Annotated in this window: 16 protein-coding genes and 1 pseudogene; 14 read left to right on the forward strand and 3 right to left on the reverse strand. The window is 65.6% G+C overall.

Annotated features, from left to right (window positions below):
- Nucleotides 1-12 precede the first annotated feature (12 nt).
- Complete coding sequence (locus RJT48_RS11605; RefSeq protein WP_311172446.1) at nt 13-702, forward strand: HAD family hydrolase; 690 nt, start codon at nt 13-15, stop codon at nt 700-702.
- A 25-nt stretch (nt 703-727) separates the two neighbouring features.
- Here RJT48_RS11605 and RJT48_RS11610 read toward each other — a convergent pair whose 3' ends face one another.
- Together RJT48_RS11610 and RJT48_RS11615 are read right to left on the reverse strand one after the other, a co-directional pair.
- Complete coding sequence (locus RJT48_RS11610) at nt 728-2,659, reverse strand: molybdopterin biosynthesis protein (RefSeq protein ID WP_311172447.1); 1,932 nt, start codon at nt 2,657-2,659, stop codon at nt 728-730.
- A complete protein-coding gene (locus tag RJT48_RS11615) occupies nt 2,656-3,987 on the reverse strand; it encodes a molybdopterin molybdotransferase MoeA (RefSeq protein WP_311172448.1) in 1,332 nt (443 codons plus the stop codon). Before RJT48_RS11615 ends, RJT48_RS11610 begins: the two co-directional genes overlap by 4 nt.
- Before the next feature lie 275 nt (nt 3,988-4,262).
- Between RJT48_RS11615 and RJT48_RS11620 the strand changes: the two genes are divergently transcribed.
- The 5 genes from RJT48_RS11620 to RJT48_RS11640 all read left to right on the forward strand — a co-directional run bounded on the left by RJT48_RS11620 (nt 4,263) and on the right by RJT48_RS11640 (nt 8,249).
- Nucleotides 4,263-4,631: an Hsp20/alpha crystallin family protein gene (locus RJT48_RS11620; RefSeq protein WP_311172449.1), complete on the forward strand. Its 369-nt coding sequence runs from the start codon at nt 4,263-4,265 to the stop codon at nt 4,629-4,631.
- 7 nt (nt 4,632-4,638) lie between these two features.
- Complete coding sequence (locus tag RJT48_RS11625; protein WP_311172450.1) at nt 4,639-6,312, forward strand: ABC1 kinase family protein; 1,674 nt, start codon at nt 4,639-4,641, stop codon at nt 6,310-6,312.
- A gap of 105 nt (nt 6,313-6,417) precedes the next feature.
- Entirely contained in the window at nt 6,418-6,858 is a 441-nt protein-coding gene (locus RJT48_RS11630) for a DUF5518 domain-containing protein (protein ID WP_311172451.1), read from the forward strand.
- A 95-nt stretch (nt 6,859-6,953) separates the two neighbouring features.
- A complete protein-coding gene (locus tag RJT48_RS11635; RefSeq protein WP_311172452.1) occupies nt 6,954-7,328 on the forward strand; it encodes a translation initiation factor IF-5A in 375 nt (124 codons plus the stop codon).
- A gap of 6 nt (nt 7,329-7,334) precedes the next feature.
- Complete coding sequence (locus tag RJT48_RS11640) at nt 7,335-8,249, forward strand: arginase family protein (RefSeq protein ID WP_311172453.1); 915 nt, start codon at nt 7,335-7,337, stop codon at nt 8,247-8,249.
- 12 nt (nt 8,250-8,261) lie between these two features.
- On the opposite strand, the gene RJT48_RS11645 is transcribed toward RJT48_RS11640, so the two are convergent.
- Nucleotides 8,262-8,708, reverse strand: a complete 447-nt coding sequence (locus RJT48_RS11645) for a pyridoxamine 5'-phosphate oxidase family protein (protein ID WP_311172454.1) — start codon at nt 8,706-8,708, stop codon at nt 8,262-8,264.
- Between the two features lie 106 nt (nt 8,709-8,814).
- Here RJT48_RS11645 and RJT48_RS11650 point away from each other — a divergent pair, with 106 nt between their 5' ends.
- The 8 genes and pseudogenes from RJT48_RS11650 (at nt 8,815) to RJT48_RS20635 (ending at nt 17,715) form a co-directional block, all read left to right on the forward strand.
- Nucleotides 8,815-9,579 carry a Nif3-like dinuclear metal center hexameric protein gene (locus RJT48_RS11650; RefSeq protein ID WP_311172455.1) on the forward strand — a complete coding sequence of 255 codons (765 nt, stop codon included), beginning with the start codon at nt 8,815-8,817 and terminating at the stop codon, nt 9,577-9,579.
- Nucleotides 9,580-9,772: 193 nt separating this feature from the next.
- The gene (locus tag RJT48_RS11655; RefSeq protein WP_311172456.1) at nt 9,773-12,184 is read left to right on the forward strand and encodes a methyl-accepting chemotaxis protein; all 2,412 of its coding nucleotides are present in this window, start codon (nt 9,773-9,775) and stop codon (nt 12,182-12,184) included.
- Nucleotide 12,185: 1 nt separating this feature from the next.
- Nucleotides 12,186-12,881 carry a bacteriorhodopsin gene (locus tag RJT48_RS11660; protein WP_311172457.1) on the forward strand — a complete coding sequence of 232 codons (696 nt, stop codon included), beginning with the start codon at nt 12,186-12,188 and terminating at the stop codon, nt 12,879-12,881.
- Between the two features lie 75 nt (nt 12,882-12,956).
- Complete coding sequence (locus RJT48_RS11665) at nt 12,957-14,081, forward strand: deoxyhypusine synthase (RefSeq protein WP_311172458.1); 1,125 nt, start codon at nt 12,957-12,959, stop codon at nt 14,079-14,081.
- 88 nt (nt 14,082-14,169) lie between these two features.
- A complete protein-coding gene (locus RJT48_RS11670; protein WP_311172459.1) occupies nt 14,170-14,778 on the forward strand; it encodes a translation initiation factor IF-2 subunit beta in 609 nt (202 codons plus the stop codon).
- Nucleotides 14,779-15,114: 336 nt separating this feature from the next.
- Complete coding sequence (locus RJT48_RS11675; RefSeq protein ID WP_311172460.1) at nt 15,115-16,773, forward strand: hypothetical protein; 1,659 nt, start codon at nt 15,115-15,117, stop codon at nt 16,771-16,773.
- A 224-nt stretch (nt 16,774-16,997) separates the two neighbouring features.
- Nucleotides 16,998-17,249 (forward strand): hypothetical protein, encoded by a 252-nt coding sequence (locus tag RJT48_RS11680; RefSeq protein WP_311172461.1) that lies wholly within the window; start codon nt 16,998-17,000, stop codon nt 17,247-17,249.
- Nucleotides 17,249-17,715: pseudogene (locus RJT48_RS20635) on the forward strand (PIN domain-containing protein). The gene RJT48_RS11680 and the pseudogene RJT48_RS20635 overlap by 1 nt, the downstream one beginning before the upstream one ends.
- Nucleotides 17,716-17,825: the final 110 nt, after the last annotated feature.

Genomic DNA, 17,825 nt, shown 5'->3' on the forward strand with positions numbered 1-17,825 from the left:
CGTGTCTCTCCGATGGACTCCTATGACTTCTGGCTGTTCGACCTCGACGGGACGCTCGTCGACGTCGAGTGGGCCTACACCCGCGAGACCTTCGATCGGGTCGGCGAGCGACTCGGCCGGGAGTTCACCGACCGCGAGGCCGAGGTACTCTGGCACGGCCTCGGCGGGGCGCGCGACGCCCAGCTCCGCGCGTGGGGGATCGACCCCGGGACCTTCTGGCCCGCGTTCCACGACATCGAGGACCCGCAGGCCCGCGCGGAAGCGACGTTCCTCCACGACGACGCCGCGGCGCTGGTTTCCGATCTGGTCGCCGCGGACGTGCCTGTCGGCGTCGTCACCCACTGCCAGGCGTTCCTCGCGGAACCGGTCGTCGATCGATTAGAGGTCGGCGACTGGTTCGACGCGTTCGTCACCTGCACGCCCGAACTCGGCTGGAAGCCGGATCCCGAGCCGGTCCGACAAGCGATCGACGGGCTCGGTCTCGACCCCGACGCTCCCGGTCGGGGCGTCCTCGCGGGCGACGGCGCGAGCGACGTCGGCGCCGCCTGGAACGCCGGCCTGGACGGGATCCACGTGGAACGACACTCGCCGCAGCGGCGCGGGCACTGCGTCCTCGCGGATCACCGCGTCTCCTCGTTCGACGAACTGCCCCTGGGCCCGAGCGGCCACAACGTCGCTGCCGACGGCGGTAGCGTCAGGTAACCGTCCTCACCCGATTTCGGCCGGTTCAGTCCTGGTTTTGCTCCTGTTCGTAGCCTGCGAGCCCGTCGAAGACGTCCGCTGCCGTGCCGAGCACCGCGGCGAACTCTTCGACGCCGGCCTTCGCCGCGCGGTCGGGGTTCGCGCGGACCCGGACCGACTCGGTCCCGACCTGGACGAATCCGAGTCCCAGTTCGGCGGCCGTGGCCCGGAGCCCGAGTCCGGCGTCGGCCTCGCCGCGGGCGACCGCCCGGGCGGGGCTCTCGAACCCCTTCGTTCCCACCTCGAAGCCGCGGATCGACTCCGTGAGATCGCGGCGTTCGACGTCGCGGTCGGCCGCGAGATCGTCGAGCGCCACGTCGAGACTTCGGCGGAGCCCGGCGTCACGGCCGCGATTGAGGAAGGCGAGGTCGCGGTCGACCAGGTCCGAGAGCCCCTCGACGCCGTCAGGGTTGCCCTCCGGGACGACAAGCCCCCACTCGCGCGTCCAGCCGCCGAGGTCGACGCTCTGGACGTCGCGCTCGACCGGGCCGGCGACGACGGCAACGTCCGGGACGCCGCCACCGAGGCGGCGCAGCCCCTCGCGACTCCCCACCGGCAGGAACCGGGGGTTCTCGAGGCGATCCAGCAGTCGCGAGAGCGCGGGGTCGTCCTCGCCGACGGCAAGCAGAGTCGGCGCGCGGACGTCCGGGGAGAACAGTTGCACCTCGACAGTCTCGCCCTGATCGAGGTACTCGGTGTCGGGATCGACCGCGACGACGCCGTCGGCCTCGACGAGGGAGGTCGTCGCGCCGGAGCCCTTGTCGACCGGATACACCAGCATCTCGCCGTCGGCGTCCGTCACGAGCCCCGCCGGCATCAGTCGGAGTCGTCCCTCGCCGTAGCGCTCGCGGACGGCCATCCGCCCGCTGACGGTCGCGGACTCCGGCTCCGGGAGCCCGGCGGCCTCGCGGATCGGGGGCGCGACGAACGTGCGGAAGATGGTGAGCGCGGAGACGGGGTAGCCCGGCAGTCCGATGTAGGCGCTCGCCCCGAGTTCGCCGACGAGCATCGGCTTGCCGGGCTTGACCGCGACACCGTGCAGGAGCAGTTCGCCGCGCTCCTCGATGACGCGGTAGATGACGTCGACCGCCGACGCGGAGGTCGACCCCGAGGAGAGGACCAGGTCGCACTCCTCGGCCGCCGTCAGGAGGAGCCGCTCCATCTCGTCGTAGTCGTCGCCAGCGTGGGGATAGAGTTTCGCCTCTCCGCCCGCCTCTTCGACGCCTGCGGCGATGGTGTAGCTGTTGACGTCGTAGATCTCGCCGCGCTCGCTGTGGAGTTTTTCTCCCGGTCGGACGAGTTCGTCGCCGGTGGAGACGATCCCGACCGTCGGCCGCCCGCGGACCGGGATCTCGTCGATCCCGAGCGCAGAGAGCAGCCCGATCTCCCGCGGTGTCAGTCGCGTCCCCGGACCGAGCGCGCGGGCACCCGCCGCGACGTCCGTGCCGGCGAGCATCACGTTGTCGCCGGGGGCGACTGCGGTGCGCGCCGCGACGACCTCAGCCGTGCTCTCATCGCTCCCTTCGCCCCCCGCCGAGCGCGTCTCGGTGCGTTCGACCATCACGACGGCGTCAGCTCCGTCCGGCATCACCGCGCCGGTCGAGATCTCGACCGCCTCGCCGTCCCCGACTACGACGTCGGGTTCGACGCCCGCGTGGACCGCGCCGACCAGATCCAGTTCGATCGGGTCGGCCTCGTCGGCGCCGAAGGTGTCTCGCCCGCGGACGGCGTAGCCGTCGACGCTCGCGCGGTCGAACCCCGGCACGTCGAGGTCGGCGTCGATCCGCTCGGCGAGGACGCGGCCCCGCGCGTCGGCGAGTCGGACGGTTTCCGGTTCGGGCGTGAGGTCCAGTGACGCGATGGTCTCGCGTGCGACCTCGGGAGCGACGAGGTCGCGGAACTGCTTTCGGTCGCTCACGCCGACCACTCCCAGCGTTCGACCGCGACGCGTTCGCCCGCGTCGTACCCCTCACGGTCCTCGGGCACGGCCACCCAGCCGTCGGCCAGCGCGACCGAGGAGAGCACGCCCGACCCGGACGCGCGAGTCGGTGTCGCGGTCGGGAGGGAGTCCGATTCTTCGTCCTCCCGGGCGCTCCCGTCGTCGTCGCGCTCGCTATCGTCGTCGGACCCGGCCGCCCCGTCAGCCACTTTGACCCGGGCGAAGGTCCGGACACCGGGTTCGCTCGGGATCTTCTGATCGAGGCGCGCCGTCGTGGTCGGCGGCGGGTCGTCCGGCAGATGGCCGATGTGTTTCACGAGCGGCCGGAGGAACTGGACGGCGTTGACGATCGCCGCGACCGGATACCCCGGCAGCATCACGACGGGCGTCTCCTCGACGATGCCGAGAGCGACCGGGTGCCCCGGCTTGAGCGCGACGCCGTGGACCAACACCTCGCCGAGGTCGTCGACGACCTCCGGGAGGAGGTCGCGGGCGCCGACGGAGGAGCCGCCGGTCGTGACGACGATATCCTTCGTCAGGTCTCGCTGGATCGCCGCCCGGAGCGCCGACTCGTCGTCGGTGACGACGTTGCGGTAGGTCGGGACGCCGCCCCAGCGCTCGACGAGTCGGGAGACGGTGAGCCCGTTCGTCTCGATCACCTCGCCCGGCGCGGGGTCGGACTGGACCAGTTCCTCGCCGGTCGGGATCACGCCGACCGTCGGGCGCTCGTACACCTGCACGCGGTCGATCCCGACCGACTTCAGGAGCCCGAGATCCGACGGGCGGAGGCGGTGACCCGGCTCGAACAGCAGCTGGCCCTCGGCGACGTCCTCGCCGACCGGCGCGACGTTCTCTCCGTCGGTCACGGCGTCGAACACCTCCAGTTCCTCGCCGACGCGCTCGACGTGTTCGATCATCACGACGGCGTCCGCGCCATCCGGCAGTTCGCTCCCGGTGTGGACGCGGACCGCGCGCTCGGGGCCGACGGCCGTCTCGGGGGACGAACTGGGTTCGTCGTCGGCGACGCGGAGGATTCCCGGCGAGCGGTCCGAAGCGCCGAAGGTGTCCTCGGCGCGGACCGCCCACCCGTCCATCGCCGCCCGCCTGTAGTCCGGGACGGCCCGCTGGGAGGTGACCGCTTCCGCGAGCGCCCGGCCGTCCGCGGGGACGAGTGAGAGTCGTTCTATGCGTTTGTGTGGCGTTGCCGCGTCGAGAACCCGGCGGCGGGCCGCGTCGATACGCGTCCGGTCTTTGAAACCGGCCGTTCGCCGATCGGGTGGTGTCTCGTCTGCGTCCGGGGAGTCCATACCGGACGGTGGCGCGCGAGTACAAAAAGAGCCGCGGCACGGCCCGCCTCGTCCATAATGATTACTCTCACTTTTTACCGCCGATCGCCACCCCCGTTGGCGGCGTTCGGCGGGAAGAGACGAGAGTAATCATTATCAGTGGCGCTTTCCTTCGCCGGAATCTATGAACTCCGGGACGGATCGTCGGCCTGAAGAACAGCGCATTGTATCTCTTGTGGCCAATCTCGGACGGTTCAACCGCGGCCTTTTTCGATCCGCCGCCCGTACCAGTATGTATGTCTGCACTGCGGGATGCGCTTCAGGAACTACCGGAGTCGGTGTTCGCCGATCTACTCGAATCCGAGGAGGCGTATCTGATCGTCCTCGACCTCCCCGGCGTGACGGCCGATACTGCCGACCTCAAAGTCGAACGCGGGCGACTCGTCGTCGAGGCCCGGCGGGAGAAGGACGTCCCGGCGGAGTTCCACTACGTCGAGGAGGACCGGCCCCTGTTCGTCGACGCCGAACTCCCGCTGCCGCCGGATGCGACCGGTGCCGGCGCGTCCGCCGAGGTCGATCGCGGCGTGTTCACCGTCCGCGTGCCGAAGCGCGGGTCCGCGCCCGATCAGACGATTCCGATCTCGTCGGCCGGCGAGGACGAGTAACCGCCGGGTGGTCACGCAAGTGAACCTCCGCGCGTACTGGCGGTTTCTGGTCGTTATCCGACAGTTCTTCCCGCTGATCGTCGCGTACACGCGGGACCGCCGGAAGTACATCCTCTTCGGCGGCGGCCGAAGCGTCGGCACCGAGACGCAACTCGAACGGGCGGAGATGCTTCTCGAGACGCTTTTGACGCTCGGACCGACGTTCATCAAGCTGGGGCAGTTGCTGTCGACCCGGCCGGACATCCTCCCGCCGGAGTACGTCGACGTGCTGTCGAGCCTCCAGGACGACGTCCCGCCGGCGCCCTGGGACGAATCCCAGGTGGTCATCGAGGACGAACTCGGGCCGGTCGACGAGGCGTTCGACGACTTCGACCGCGACCCGATCAGCGGCGCGAGCCTCGGCCAAGTGTACACCGCGGAATACGAGGGTGACCCCGTCGCGGTGAAGGTCCGCCGGCCGGGGATCGAAGCGCTCGTCGAGGCCGACCTGCGGGTGGTCCGCTGGTCGCTGCCGATCGTCCGCCGGTTCATCGGCCAGGGTCGGGCCTTCTCGCTTGAAAACCTCTCCGACGAGTTCGCGAAGACGATCCGCCAGGAGATGGACTACAGCCGCGAAAAGCGGATCCTCCAGGAGATCAAAGCGAACTTCGCGGACAACGAGCGCATCCTCATCCCGGAACCGATCGACGACCGCTCGGGCCCGCGGGTGCTCACGATGGAGTATCTCCCGGGGACGAAAATCAACGACATCGAGACCCTCGACCGGAAAGGGATCGACCGCACGGAACTCGCGACGACGCTCCAGCGGGTTTATCTGCAGATGATCGTCGACGATGGCGTCTTTCACGCTGACCCGCATCCGGGCAACCTCGCGGTGACCGACGGCGGGAAGATCATCTTCTACGACTTCGGGATGTCCGGGACGGTCGACTCGTTCATCCAGGACAAGATCATCGACTTCTACCTCGCCGTCGCCAACCAGGATATCGACGCCATCCTGGATACCCTCATCGAGATGGGGACGCTCTCGCCGAGCGCCGACCGGCAGGTGATGGGCGACGTGATGGAACTGGCCATCGCCGACGCCCGCGGGGAGGACATCGAACAGTACCGCGTCCAGCAGATCATCGAGCAGGTCGAGTCGACGATCTACGAGTTCCCGCTGCGGCTCCCCCGGAACCTCGCTTTGATCCTCCGGGTCGCCACCGTCGTCGAGGGCGTGTGTGTGACGCTGGATCCCGACTTCGATTTCATCTCGGTCGCGACCGACTATCTGCAGGAAGAGGGGTACTACGAGGAGACCGCGCGACAGCTGATCCAGGAGGGCGGACAACAACTCCAGCAGACCTCGCGGGCCCTCTTCGAGGTCCCGCCGAAACTGAACCGCACGCTCGACCGGGTGGAGAACGGGAACCTCTCTGTCAACGTTCGGCTTGAGGACGAAAACGACGTCCTCGACCGGCTCGCACGGCGGATCGTCTACGGCCTCTTCGTCGCCGTCGGCGCGCTGTCGACGGCGATCCTCTACGCGTTCGAGGGAACGAGCGTTCTGCCGGCGGCCGTCGCCGCGGTGCTGACGCTGCCGCCGCTTTTCGCACTCTACCGGTCGTTCCGGCGGAAACGCGGTATCCGGGCGAAACCGCAGTTCACCAGACAGAGTATGCGCGACCGTCGCGAGTAATCGGGGCGGCTGCGGCCCGATATGAGCGTCTGCGGTCCAGCTACTGTTATCACGGTTGAATATTTGATACGTACGTTTATGCAGGGAGAGAAACGAGCGACGGGTATGACACGGTGGCGAGCCGTCGCGGCCGGGTTCGCACTCGCGGCCTGTAGTGAGACGCTCGTCTTTCTCGGTACCGGCCGCGTGACGCTCGTTGGGGGCCTGGCCGGCAGTGCGCTCGCGGGCTACCTCGCCAGCGGGCGGCTTGACGACGGAGCGTGGCACGGCCTTCTGACGGCGATGGCGTGGGGAATCGTCCTCATTCCGGGGCTGGTCGCGCTCTCCGTCATCGCCGACGCGCCGCTGCCGTTCCCGATCGAGTATCTGCTTCCGCTCCTGAACACGCCCGGCGAGGCGACGGCGATGATCCTCCTCAGCGCGAGCCTCCCGAACGTCGCGGCCGGCGCCCTCGGCAGCGTCGCGCGGCGGGAGGACGACCGGACGCAGTCGGCGGACGGCACCTCGAACCCGAGCCCCTCGGACGGCGATCCCGACGAGATCTGATCGCGGCGGTCGGCCCGTTCGGTCGCGTAGCCCGTCACACACGCGGACGGCGCGTTTCCAAACCGTTTATACCTGACACACGACAATCCGGAGGTATGCCGAAAGAGCAGAAGCAGGTCCGCGATCTGCAGGAAGGCAGCTACGTGATGATGGAGGACTCGCCGTGCAAGATCAACGCCTACAGCACCGCGAAACCCGGCAAACACGGGAGCGCGAAGGCCCGGGTCGAGGGGAAGGGGGTCTTCGACGAGAAGAAGCGCTCGCTGAGCCAGCCGGTCGACGCGAAGGTGTGGGTGCCGATCATCGAGCGCAAGCAGGGGCAGGTCGTCTCCGTGACCGACGACGACGCCCAGATTATGGACTTAGAGACCTACCAGACGTTCACGATGCGCATCCCCGAGGGCGAGGACCTCTCGCCCGACGACGAGATCGAGTACCTCGAGTACGAGGGCCAGCGGAAGATCGTCTGACCGTTGATGTTCCCAGGGGCGACCGCAGCGCGTGAGGACGCCGCGTACGTTGTCGTGGGCGCCCCGCTGGACCTCTCGACCTCGTTTCGGCCCGGCACCCGGTTCGGGCCCGAGCGGATCCGGCGGTTCGCCCGGCCGTTCGACGACTACGACCGGCGAACCGACCTGCGTTTCTCGGACTGTTCCGTCCACGATCACGGCGACGTCCGCGCCTGGGACGACGCCGCGGGGTATCTCGCCTGGCTGCGGGGCGAACTCCGCGACGTCGTTCGGGACGGCGCCGTCCCGGTGCTGTTCGGCGGGGAGCACACCGTCACCGCGGCCGGCGTCGGCGCCGTCGACCCGGACGTCTTCATCTGTCTCGACGCGCATCTCGATCTCCGGACCGACTTCGACGGCAACGAGTACAGTCACGCCACCGTCACGCGGCGGATTCTCGACGACCTGGAGGGCGTTACGGAGAACGACACCCGGGGACCGTCGACCAACAGCGATCGAGCGCCCGAGACCGGCGGCGACACCGAGGCGGCTGCCGCCCCCACCGGCGTGGAGGAGGCGATCATCCTCGGGGCCCGGACGGGATCACCCGAGGAGTGGGACCGCGCGGACGGCGACGACGTGACCGTCGTCGCACCCGAAGCCGTCCCCGACTTCGATCTCGCGGGGCGGCTCGACGGCCGCACCGCGTATCTGAGCGTCGATATCGACGCCGCCGACCCCGGGTTCGCGCCGGGGACCGGCACGCCGGAACCGTTCGGGCTCACCTCGCGTGAGATGCGCGACGTCGTCCGGACCGTCGCCCCCCACGCCGCCGGGTTCGACGTCGTCGAGGTCAACGACCGGGACGACGGCCAGGCCGCGTCGCTGGCTGCGAAACTCTGTCGGGAGTTCGTCTACACGCACGCAGCGGCAGGAAAGTGAGCGATCGGCCGCCTACTGGATGCTCTGTCGACCCTGCTTCTCGTCGATCCGGAGTTCGTACCACTCGAACTCCAGTTCGTCGTAGGGCCGTCTGAACACTTCCAGGGACGCGATCTTGGCGTGGGCCGCGAAGATTCCTGCGGTTTTGGCGTTTCGTTCTTCGGGGACGGGTTCGAGAGTACCCTGTACCACGACGCTCCGCCAGTCGGTCACCGAGTTCCACTCGAAGACCGACAGCGACACCCGGTTGTCCTGCTCGATGTACGTGGCCTTCCGGCTGTCTTCGCCGAAGGAGAACTGAAAGATACACCGGTCGTTGACACTGTCGTAGCCGAACGACATCGGGATCGCGTACCCCCCGCGCTCGTCGCCGAACGCCAGCGTCCCGACCCCCATCGATTCCAGGCACCGCGCGATCTCGTCGTCGTCCATCGCGACGCCGTACTCTTCGAGGGACATCCTCTCTGGATGTGGGGACGGCTCCGCAATGAAACCTCTGTATAGGCGCTGGTCGGGGGACGAGTCGACAGAAAGTATCTACCACCTGGGCGCTCGACGGTGGCGTATGCAACTTCCGGCACTCACAGATCGACTCGACGATCGACTCGACACCGACGCGTACGCGGACGTCGACGCCAGCCCCAACGGTCTGCAGGTCGGCCCCGAGACCGGTACCGTCGACCGGGCGGCCGTGGCGGTCGACGCCGCCGGGGCGACGATTGCTGACGCCGCCGACGCGGACGTCGATCTGCTCGTCACACATCACGGTCTCGTCTGGGGCGGGCTCGACCGCGTCACCGGGCGCGACTACGACAGCATCGCCGCTCTGGCCGAACACGACATCGCGCTGTACGTCTCGCATCTCCCGCTCGACGGCCACCAGTCGCTGGGCAACGCCGCGGGCCTCGCGGACTACCTCGGGCTCGACGACCGGGAGCCGTTCGGGACGCTCGGCCCCGTGACGATCGGACAGCGCGGACGGGCCACGGATCCGTACACCGTCTCGGAGCTCCGGTCGGAGCTGGCGGGACTCGACACCGGCGGACGGGAGCCGCAAGTGCTCGACTTCGGGCCCGAGACGATCTCGGACGTCGCCATCGTCACCGGCTCGGGGGTCGACTGGCTCGACGAGGCGGTCGCCGCGGACGCCGACGCCTTCGTCACCGGCGAGGGGAAACAACAGGTCTACCACGAGGCGCGGGAGGCGGGGATCAACGTGTTCCTCGCCGGCCACTACGCGACGGAGACCTTCGGGGTCGAACGGCTGGGTGAGTTGCTCTCGGAGTGGGGTGTCGAGACGACGACGCTCTCTCACCCAACCGGGCTCTGACGACCGCGACACGCCGCCAGCGGACGGGGGGCCGCTCGTGGCTGTCCGAAGGCGTTCGCTTCCCACAGCGGGGGCCGGGACGCCCTCTCGATCCCACCACCGAGACGCGATAATATATCTACTGGCCGACGATTATCACGTCGGATAATCGGCGAGTCGGATTTTTACTTCGGGTCTGGCAAGGAAATCTCAGATGCCAAGATCAGACCCGTTCGAATATATCCGGTCGAGTTACGGGGCAAAACTCGGCGTGGCGCTGCTCGCGGTCGTCGCACTCGTGGTGGGGTTCGGGTTCGTCGTCCAGGAGCAGACGTCAGCGACGTTGGAGGACGAGGTGGAGACAGACCTCCGCACGTCGGCCGAGACGCGGGCCGCGGAACTCGATACGTGGCTGAGCGGTATCGAGGGGCAGATTCGGCTTCACTCCACCCGGGACGTGATCAAAAGTGGGGACACGGAGGCGATATCGGACCATCTGAGACATACAGCCGAACACGATGCGTTGCCGGAGGGAGTCGTCGCCGTCCACTACTACGATATGGAGTCGCAGACGATCGAGGCCAGTTCGATGGAGATGATGGAGGGCGTGAACCCGGGCGACGAGGGCGCGCCCTTCGCCACTGATCCGCCGACGTTCGAGACCGACGACGACACGTACGTCACGTCGCCGTTCACCGTCCCGGTCGTCGACTTCCCGGTCGTGGCAGTGATCTCGCCGGTCGAGGGGGCAGACGGGAAGGCGCTCGTCTACATGATCAACCTCAAGGCACACACCCAGTCGTTCGCCGACTCCGCGGGTGTGGGCTCGACGGTCGTCGTCGACGGTGAGGGGCAGATTGTCGCGCACCCGAACGGCGAGCGTATCCTCACCGACTACCAGGGCGATCCTGCCGTGCTATCCGACGGGGGCTTCGCGGGGCAGGGTGAACTGCTCGTGGCCGGCGCCGGGATGCAGTCGCACGACTGGACGGTGATCGTGCGGACCGACCGGGCGGCGGCGTTCGCGCTCGGCGATCAGATCACCTCCTCTGTGGTGGGTCTGATCCTGCTCGCGCTCGTGAGTCTCGCCTTCGTCGGCGTGGTCGTCGGCTCGAACACCATCGTCTCGCTGCGCCACCTCGCGGAGCGTGCCGACGCGATGGCGAACGGCGATCTCGACGTCGACCTCTCGACGACGCGGATCGACGAGTTCGGGACGCTGTACGGTTCCTTCGACCAGATGCGCGGGGAACTCCGGTCACAGATCCGTGAGACAGAGCGACGGAAAGGAGAGATCGAGGAGAAAAACCGGGCGCTGGAAGCGACCGCCGCCGAGTACGGTGACGTAATGGACGCCGTCGCCGACGGCGACCTGACCCGGCGACTCGACACCGACACCGACAACGAGGCGATGAGCGACATCGCCGTCTCGTTCAACCAGATGCTCGATGCGGTCGCCGAGACGATGGCCGAGGTCAAAGCCTTCTCGGAGCACGTCGTCACCGCCGCAGAGCGGGTCGACGACGGCGCCGACGAGGTGACCGACGCCTCCGAACAGGTCACCGACGCGACGACCGAAATCTCGGCCGGCGCAGAGCAGCAGACGGAAGCGCTGCACGACGTCTCCGAGGAGGTCGACGCGCTTTCCTCCTCCGCTGAGGAGATTGCCGCGACCGTCGACGAGGTCGCGGAGGCCTCCGAACGCGCCGCCTCGATCGGCGAGGAGGGCGGCGCGTACGCCGAGCGCGCGCTCGAAGAGATGGACGCCGTCGAGCGGACCACCGCCGAAACCGCCGAGGAAGTCACCGCCCTGGCGGAGGAACTCGACGCCGTCGGCGAGGTCGTCGAGGTCATCCGCGACATCGCCGAGGAGACGAACCTGCTCGCGCTGAACGCATCGATCGAGGCCGCCCGCGTGGGCAACGGCTCCGGCGGTGCCGACGGGGCCGGCTTCGCAGTCGTCGCCGACGAGGTGAAAGAACTCGCCGAGGAGACAGCAAGTTCCGCCGCCGAGATCGAAGACCGTATCGAGCGGATCCAGTCGCGCGCCGGCGAGACGACGACGGCGATGACCGAGACCAGAGAACGGATCGAGAGCGGCGTCGAGACGGTCGAATCGGCGATCGACGCGCTCGACAGCATCGCGGACGCCGCCGAGGAGACCGACGAGTCGATTCAGGAGATCCGCGACGCGACGGCCCAGCAGGCGTCCTCGGCGACTGCCGTCGTCGATCGCGTCGACGACGTCGCGGCCATCGGCGACCAGACGGCCGACGAGGCGGCCGACGCGGCGGCCGCGGCCCAACAACAGACGAGCACGATGACGACAGTGAGCGACGCGGCCGAACAACTGACCGCACAGGCACGCGAACTCCGGACGGTACTCGAAGACTTCCGGGTCCCCGAGGAGACCGGCGGCGATTTAGCTGCTGGCGGGACCGTCGGTGACGGACTGAACTCCACCGACGGCGTTGGCGACGAACTTGCCTCCGGCGACGACGGCGACGACGGCGACGACGCCGGGTTCGAGTTCGGGAGCGACGCCGACTCGGACGTCGAACTGCGCGCTGACGGCGCCGACGGATCTGAATCGTGGGATCTCGACGGCGACGGGGGAGGTGTCTGAGATGCAGTTCGATACTACCCTGTGGCTGTGGGTGGGCCTCGCGGGGATGACTGCGGGGACGCTCCCGTCGGCCTACCGGTTCCTGATCGAGTCGAAGACGCGTGATCTCACGGCCGTCCTGGCCGGCGTGACCGGGATCGCCTCGGTCGCGTATCTGCTGATGGCGACGGGCTATGGGTACGCCTCCGTCGGCGGGACCGAAATCGAGATCGTCCGCTATATCGACTGGCTCCTGACGACGCCGCTGATGGTGCTGTATCTGGGTCTGCTGGCGCAGTCGGGGCGGCGGATCCTCGGCGCGCTGATCGCCGTCGACGCGGTGGTCGTCCTGGCCGGCATCGCCGCGACTGCGACCGGCGGCGTCACGCGCTACGCGCTCTTTGGCCTCGGTGTCGTTGCGTACATCGGCCTCGTGTGGCTGCTGATAGTGACGCTCCCGCGCCGGGCGTCGTTCGACTCCTCCCGCGTCGCGGGGACGTTCACGACTCTGCGGAACCTCACGGTCATCGTGTGGACCCTGTACCCGGTCGTGTGGCTGCTCGCGCCGACGGGTGCCGGCCTCCTGCTGCCGGAGACGGAGGCGCTCGTGTTGACGTACCTCGACATCGTCTCGAAGGTGGGCTTCGTCGCCGTCGCGCTCCGCGGGATGGAGGTGCTCACCGACGTCGGCGCCGAGGTGAGCACAGTCGCCGACTAGCTACCGGATTCTTTCTTCGGGCAACGTCGCCGCAGGACCGCGACACCTAACCGATCGGACCGTCGACGAGGGGGTATGAGCGAGGACGCCCCCGACGAGTCGACACAGGACGGCAACGCCCCCGACGAGACGACACAGGACGGCAACGGGCACGCCGAACCGGACCGCGAGGAGTTTCACGAGGCCCCGATCGGGCACGCGAAAGTCCGGGCCGGGATGAGCGTCGGCGAGTTGGCAACCGAGTATGGAAAGGCCGGGATCGGCGCGGCGACCGTCGACCGCGCGGTCGACATCTACGCCGAGATGCTCGCCCGCGAGGACGTGACGAACTTCTTCGGTCTCGCCGGCGCGATGGTCCCCACCGGAATGCGGGCGATCGTCGCGGACCTGATTCGCGACGGCCACATCGACGCCCTCGTGACGACCGGGGCGAATCTGACCCACGACGCCATCGAGGCGGTCGGCGGCAAACACCACCACGGCCGGGCGAACCCACAGGACGACCATCCCGCGGCCCACGGCGGCGACTCGGCGGCGACGGCCCGCGAACACGACGAGAGCCTGCGCGAGGAGGGTGTCGACCGGATCTACAACGTCTATCTCCCCCAAGAGCACTTCGCGCTGTTCGAGACGCACCTCCGCGAGAACGTCTTCCCGGCGGTCGAACGCCGCGTGTCGATCCAGGAGTTCACCGCCGAACTCGGGCGGGCGAACGCAGAGCAGAACGACGCCCGGGATGTCGCGGAGGATCCGGGCATCGCCGCCGCGGCCTACGAACACGACGTCCCGATCTACTGCCCGGCGATCCAGGACTCCGTGCTCGGCATCCAGGCGTGGATCTACTCGCAGACCTCGGAGTTCGGGCTGGACGCGCTCGGCGATATGACCCACCTCTCGGATCTGGCGTTCGACGCAGAGCGGGCGGGGGCGATGGTCGTCGGCGGCGGCGTGCCGAAGAACTACGTCCTGCAGACGATGCTGACGATCCCCGACGCGTACGACTACGCGGTCCAGTTGACGATGGATCCGGACCACACCGGCGGCCTCTCCGGGGCGACGCTGGACGAGGCGCGCTCGTGGGGCAAACTCGAACGCTCCGCGCGGAACGCGACGGTCGTCGGCGACGCGACGATCACGCTCCCGCTCGTCGTCGCGGCCGCACGGGAGCGTGCTGTAGCGAAGAGCGACGGGGCAGAGTAATCGCGGCAGCGACAGCACAACCCCCCATCCTCCCGCTCGCGAATCCGTGACACGGAACGGCTATACGGGCCCATCCTCTCTTTCCCGTATGGACTACGCTGATTCACTCGATCGGGCGCTCGATTCGCTCCCGGAGCGGAACGAGGAGCAATCGCGCCTCGACGTGCCCGACCCCGCGGGCGAGACCGACGGGGCGTTCACCCGACTGACGAACCTCGGCGACATCGCCGAGGCGCTCGGCCGCGACGTCGAACACGTCCACCGGAACATCCAGGGCGAACTCGGGACCAGCGGCCAACTCGAGGGCGACCGCGCGCGGTACAACGGCTCCTTCACCGTCTCGGACTTCGAGGCGGCGATCGACGAGTACGTCACCGAATACGTCTCCTGTTCTGAGTGTGGGCTGCCGGACACCCGACTGGTCACCGAAGACGGCGTGGATATGCTTCGCTGCGAGGCCTGTGGGGCGTTCCGCCCCGTCGCAAAGCGCGCCGCACAGACGCAATCGCAGTCCGGCCCGGCCGTCGAGGAGGGCCAGACCTACGAACTGGAGATCACCGGCACCGGCCGGAAGGGCGACGGCGTCGCCGAGAAGGGGAAGTTCACGATCTTCGTGACCGGCGCACGCGAGGGGCAGACCGTCCGCGCGATCGTCGAGCGAACCAGCGGGACGCTCGCGTTCGCCCGAGTCGTATAGCACAGCAACTGCGGCGACGGGCCTCGGAACGCTCTTTGTAATCGCTTTCGTATCACTAGGTGGCCGATGACGACAGCACCGTTCCGAGCCGGGGTGGCGCTCGGCGACGACGAACCCTATGAGTGCCGAGGCCGAACTACTACCGACTATTCAGTTCTTTCGTTCTATGTAGTACTGCGGTCTCCCAGAAAAGCTTCTAATGGACTCGTACGAAAGTGGTCATCTATAGCTATGTTTTCCACTCGTTCATCCCCCGTGCCTCGTGATGCCCTTTCTCAATGGCTAGAATTCGAAGATGCAAGTTCGTTTTCGCCTATCTTGGGAAATTGGACGCGAGTGTACCAGTCAGGCGATAAGAGCTTTGAGACGGATTACGGCAGGCTTCGGCAAGCATACAATGTCCAGCCTGTGCTAGTCGACTTAGACGATATTGATGAATTCCTTGATGGGGACCCCAAATCGCAAGCCCCTCACTTAATATTCTCCGGGGGGACTCCTGCTTGGAGTTCTGAAGAGGGCGACCACTGGGACGACGAATCTACGAAGTCCGTCAACGGAGTAGAAGCACGCCGTTTTCTCACAAAGCTCAGATATGATGCACCGCGAGTCGAACACGGTATTCTGAGCTTCCACACACTCGTAGAAGATGGTCTGAGGAATTTTCATTCCCACGAAACCGACGACCATGTCATCCGGTTTGATGAGGATGCTTGGAAGGAACGGGCGGAACAATCTGGGTTCATTACAGACAATCTACTGTCGATGGATATTCAGACTGGATATCTATTAGACTATCTTGATGCTCGGAATGCAGCGCTCGTTCTAGCATATTTCCAATCACGGAGTCTCCGCGAATCAACTGTAGAAGTCGATATTGACGATAACGGGTGGACTGAGTTAGAGATTGATGGATTTCCTGCAAAGAAGCTCTCAGGATATGTTGATGGGTTAGATGAGCGATATCCGCATATAGAATTACATTGCTTCTATGCTATTTTGCCTTCTTCAGCAAACCGGAGTGCAGAGGAGGAAGCTAGCCAGAATCGAGAGATTCCCTTTAGAACAATTCGTGGAGATTCCTATTCTCCAGATGATGCGGAAAATCAGCGGGGGTTCGAGGATGCCGGATTAAAACGCCCAGCATATGGTGCACAGAGCTTAGAAGAGGCAATGAGCTTCTACGATTGGGTCTTCTTCGATATGAGCGTGCTGGAAAAATACATCCAGGCCGATGACGGAGATGTGAATTGGTGGTCACGGCAGGGTGGGGACGTTGCTTGGAAGGATATCTTCTCTGAACGAGTTTATCGGAACGACGAGTTCGAAGTGGCGTTACTACTTGACGATTTAGCACATATTCCTGACCAAGAGATTCCTCACTGGAAGACTCATAATATTGCCCCGTCCGGTGGTATTCCAGAGGAGGGAATTACGAATTTTGTATTGGGTGATTTTGTCGATACGGAGTCGTACAGCGGTCAAGTACTGAATGCAATTACATCACTAAATGAGGTAGTTGAAGACGAATACAGTAACTCAATTTTTGATGCTTTAGAGGAGTCCGACCCCAGTCATCTCGTAATTATGCCTTCGCGGAACGAGCGAGATGCCCTTTTAGACAGCATGGATGCGCTAAATAAGGTGTTTTTTGAGAGAATTGACACGGGGAGCATTCGAGAAATCCTCCCTGAGGAACGGAAGGGAGATGTTAGGGGGTCAAAATCAGCCTTATTTGAACTTGCAGCTGACCATATGGGTAATGAGGAGGCGGCAGAAGTTTTTGAGCCAATAAACGGAGTCTATGACCTGAGAGTCGTAGCAGACCATCGGAGTGCGTCAAGCAAGTGGGAGCGAGGAATGGACTCATTCGGCATCTCTCCTGATACGGCGGACTATCGCGAGACCTACTCCAACATTATGGAACAGCTTTCTGAAGCGATTACCAGGGTTCGTGATGCAATCGACACTTCTCCTACAGAGAATCTTCCGGAGTAGCCAACCTCGCTCCGTCTGTCGATTTGAGTGAGAGTAGAGTTATTCTATAGATACTTTCGTAAGTCGGTGATAATCACTGGTTCGAGTGCAGAGGCCACTATTTTTGGCGGTAGAGGGTATCTCTGACGTAATCTGGTTGTGGTCACGGGAGACATAGGCCCCGGTCAGGCTCCCGCATAGAAGGTAGACACGGATTTAAGAACGTTGCCGAGCAATCACACGGTATGGCCGCCGAAATCTCCGACCGAGTTCGAGAAATCGCCGAAGCCCGCGGCCTTCCGGAGTCCAAAGTATTCGAACAGGCACTCGAGCGCGGTCTCGAAGATCTGTGGGTAGATCTCATCCTCGCTCGGTATCTCGACGGCGAACTTGACCGCGAGGAAGCAATCGAACGTGTCGGTCGGACGAAAGTTGAGCGAGCGGAGCGAGAGCGTGCGGTCGTCGAGGAAGACGTCGACTGGGGCTTGAACGCGTGATGCTTGCGGCTGTCTCGGACGCGGGGCCGCTCATTCACCTCGCCGAAATCGATTCGCTCGAACTGCTCACGACGTTCGACACACTCCTCGTTCCAGAGACGGTTTACAGAGAGGTCGATGCCGGTGGTGTTCCCGACGGGTTGGTCGATCTCTCGTACGAACTCGTCGAAGCCGATGCAAGCCAAGTCGGAACTGAAGTGCTGGATGCCGGAGAACGCGCCGCGATTGCAGTCGCTGAAGAGCGGGGGTCATTCTCCTAACTGACGACCTCGCTGCCCGAGAGGTAGCGTCCGACGCGGGCGTCGAAGTACGCGGTTCTATCGGCGTCATCGCGCTCGGGTATGGTCGCGGGTTGCTCGACGGACACGAAGCGGCATCCCGTATGCGAGCACTCCAGCGTGAGACGAGTCTCTTCGTGACCGAGGCGGTTGTGGAACGCGGCATCCAGATGCTTGACGAACAGTAATGGAACGAGCGGACTCTACAGGCGCGCTGAACATATTCACAATGGATAGATCCTGGGACGTGAGTCCCGAGGCCATATAGACGTTTTTCAGATGGTAAGAATAGTCGGCG

Origin of the sequence: Halobellus ordinarius, assembly GCF_031823395.1 — an archaeon.
In the GTDB taxonomy this organism is placed as follows: domain Archaea; phylum Halobacteriota; class Halobacteria; order Halobacteriales; family Haloferacaceae; genus Haloquadratum; species Haloquadratum ordinarius.

Coding starts and splice junctions, on each gene's coding strand:
- RJT48_RS11650 (WP_311172455.1), top strand. CDS start 8,815: ATGCAACTTCCGGCACTCACAGATCGACTCGACGATCGACTCGACACC.
- RJT48_RS11655 (WP_311172456.1), top strand. CDS start 9,773: ATGCCAAGATCAGACCCGTTCGAATATATCCGGTCGAGTTACGGGGCA.
- RJT48_RS11620 (WP_311172449.1), top strand. CDS start 4,263: ATGTCTGCACTGCGGGATGCGCTTCAGGAACTACCGGAGTCGGTGTTC.
- RJT48_RS11635 (WP_311172452.1), top strand. CDS start 6,954: ATGCCGAAAGAGCAGAAGCAGGTCCGCGATCTGCAGGAAGGCAGCTAC.
- RJT48_RS11640 (WP_311172453.1), top strand. CDS start 7,335: ATGTTCCCAGGGGCGACCGCAGCGCGTGAGGACGCCGCGTACGTTGTC.
- RJT48_RS11680 (WP_311172461.1), top strand. CDS start 16,998: ATGGCCGCCGAAATCTCCGACCGAGTTCGAGAAATCGCCGAAGCCCGC.
- RJT48_RS11630 (WP_311172451.1), top strand. CDS start 6,418: ATGACACGGTGGCGAGCCGTCGCGGCCGGGTTCGCACTCGCGGCCTGT.
- RJT48_RS11670 (WP_311172459.1), top strand. CDS start 14,170: ATGGACTACGCTGATTCACTCGATCGGGCGCTCGATTCGCTCCCGGAG.
- RJT48_RS11660 (WP_311172457.1), top strand. CDS start 12,186: ATGCAGTTCGATACTACCCTGTGGCTGTGGGTGGGCCTCGCGGGGATG.
- RJT48_RS11645 (WP_311172454.1), bottom strand. CDS start 8,708: ATGTCCCTCGAAGAGTACGGCGTCGCGATGGACGACGACGAGATCGCG.
- RJT48_RS11665 (WP_311172458.1), top strand. CDS start 12,957: ATGAGCGAGGACGCCCCCGACGAGTCGACACAGGACGGCAACGCCCCC.
- RJT48_RS11605 (WP_311172446.1), top strand. CDS start 13: ATGGACTCCTATGACTTCTGGCTGTTCGACCTCGACGGGACGCTCGTC.
- RJT48_RS11615 (WP_311172448.1), bottom strand. CDS start 3,987: ATGGACTCCCCGGACGCAGACGAGACACCACCCGATCGGCGAACGGCC.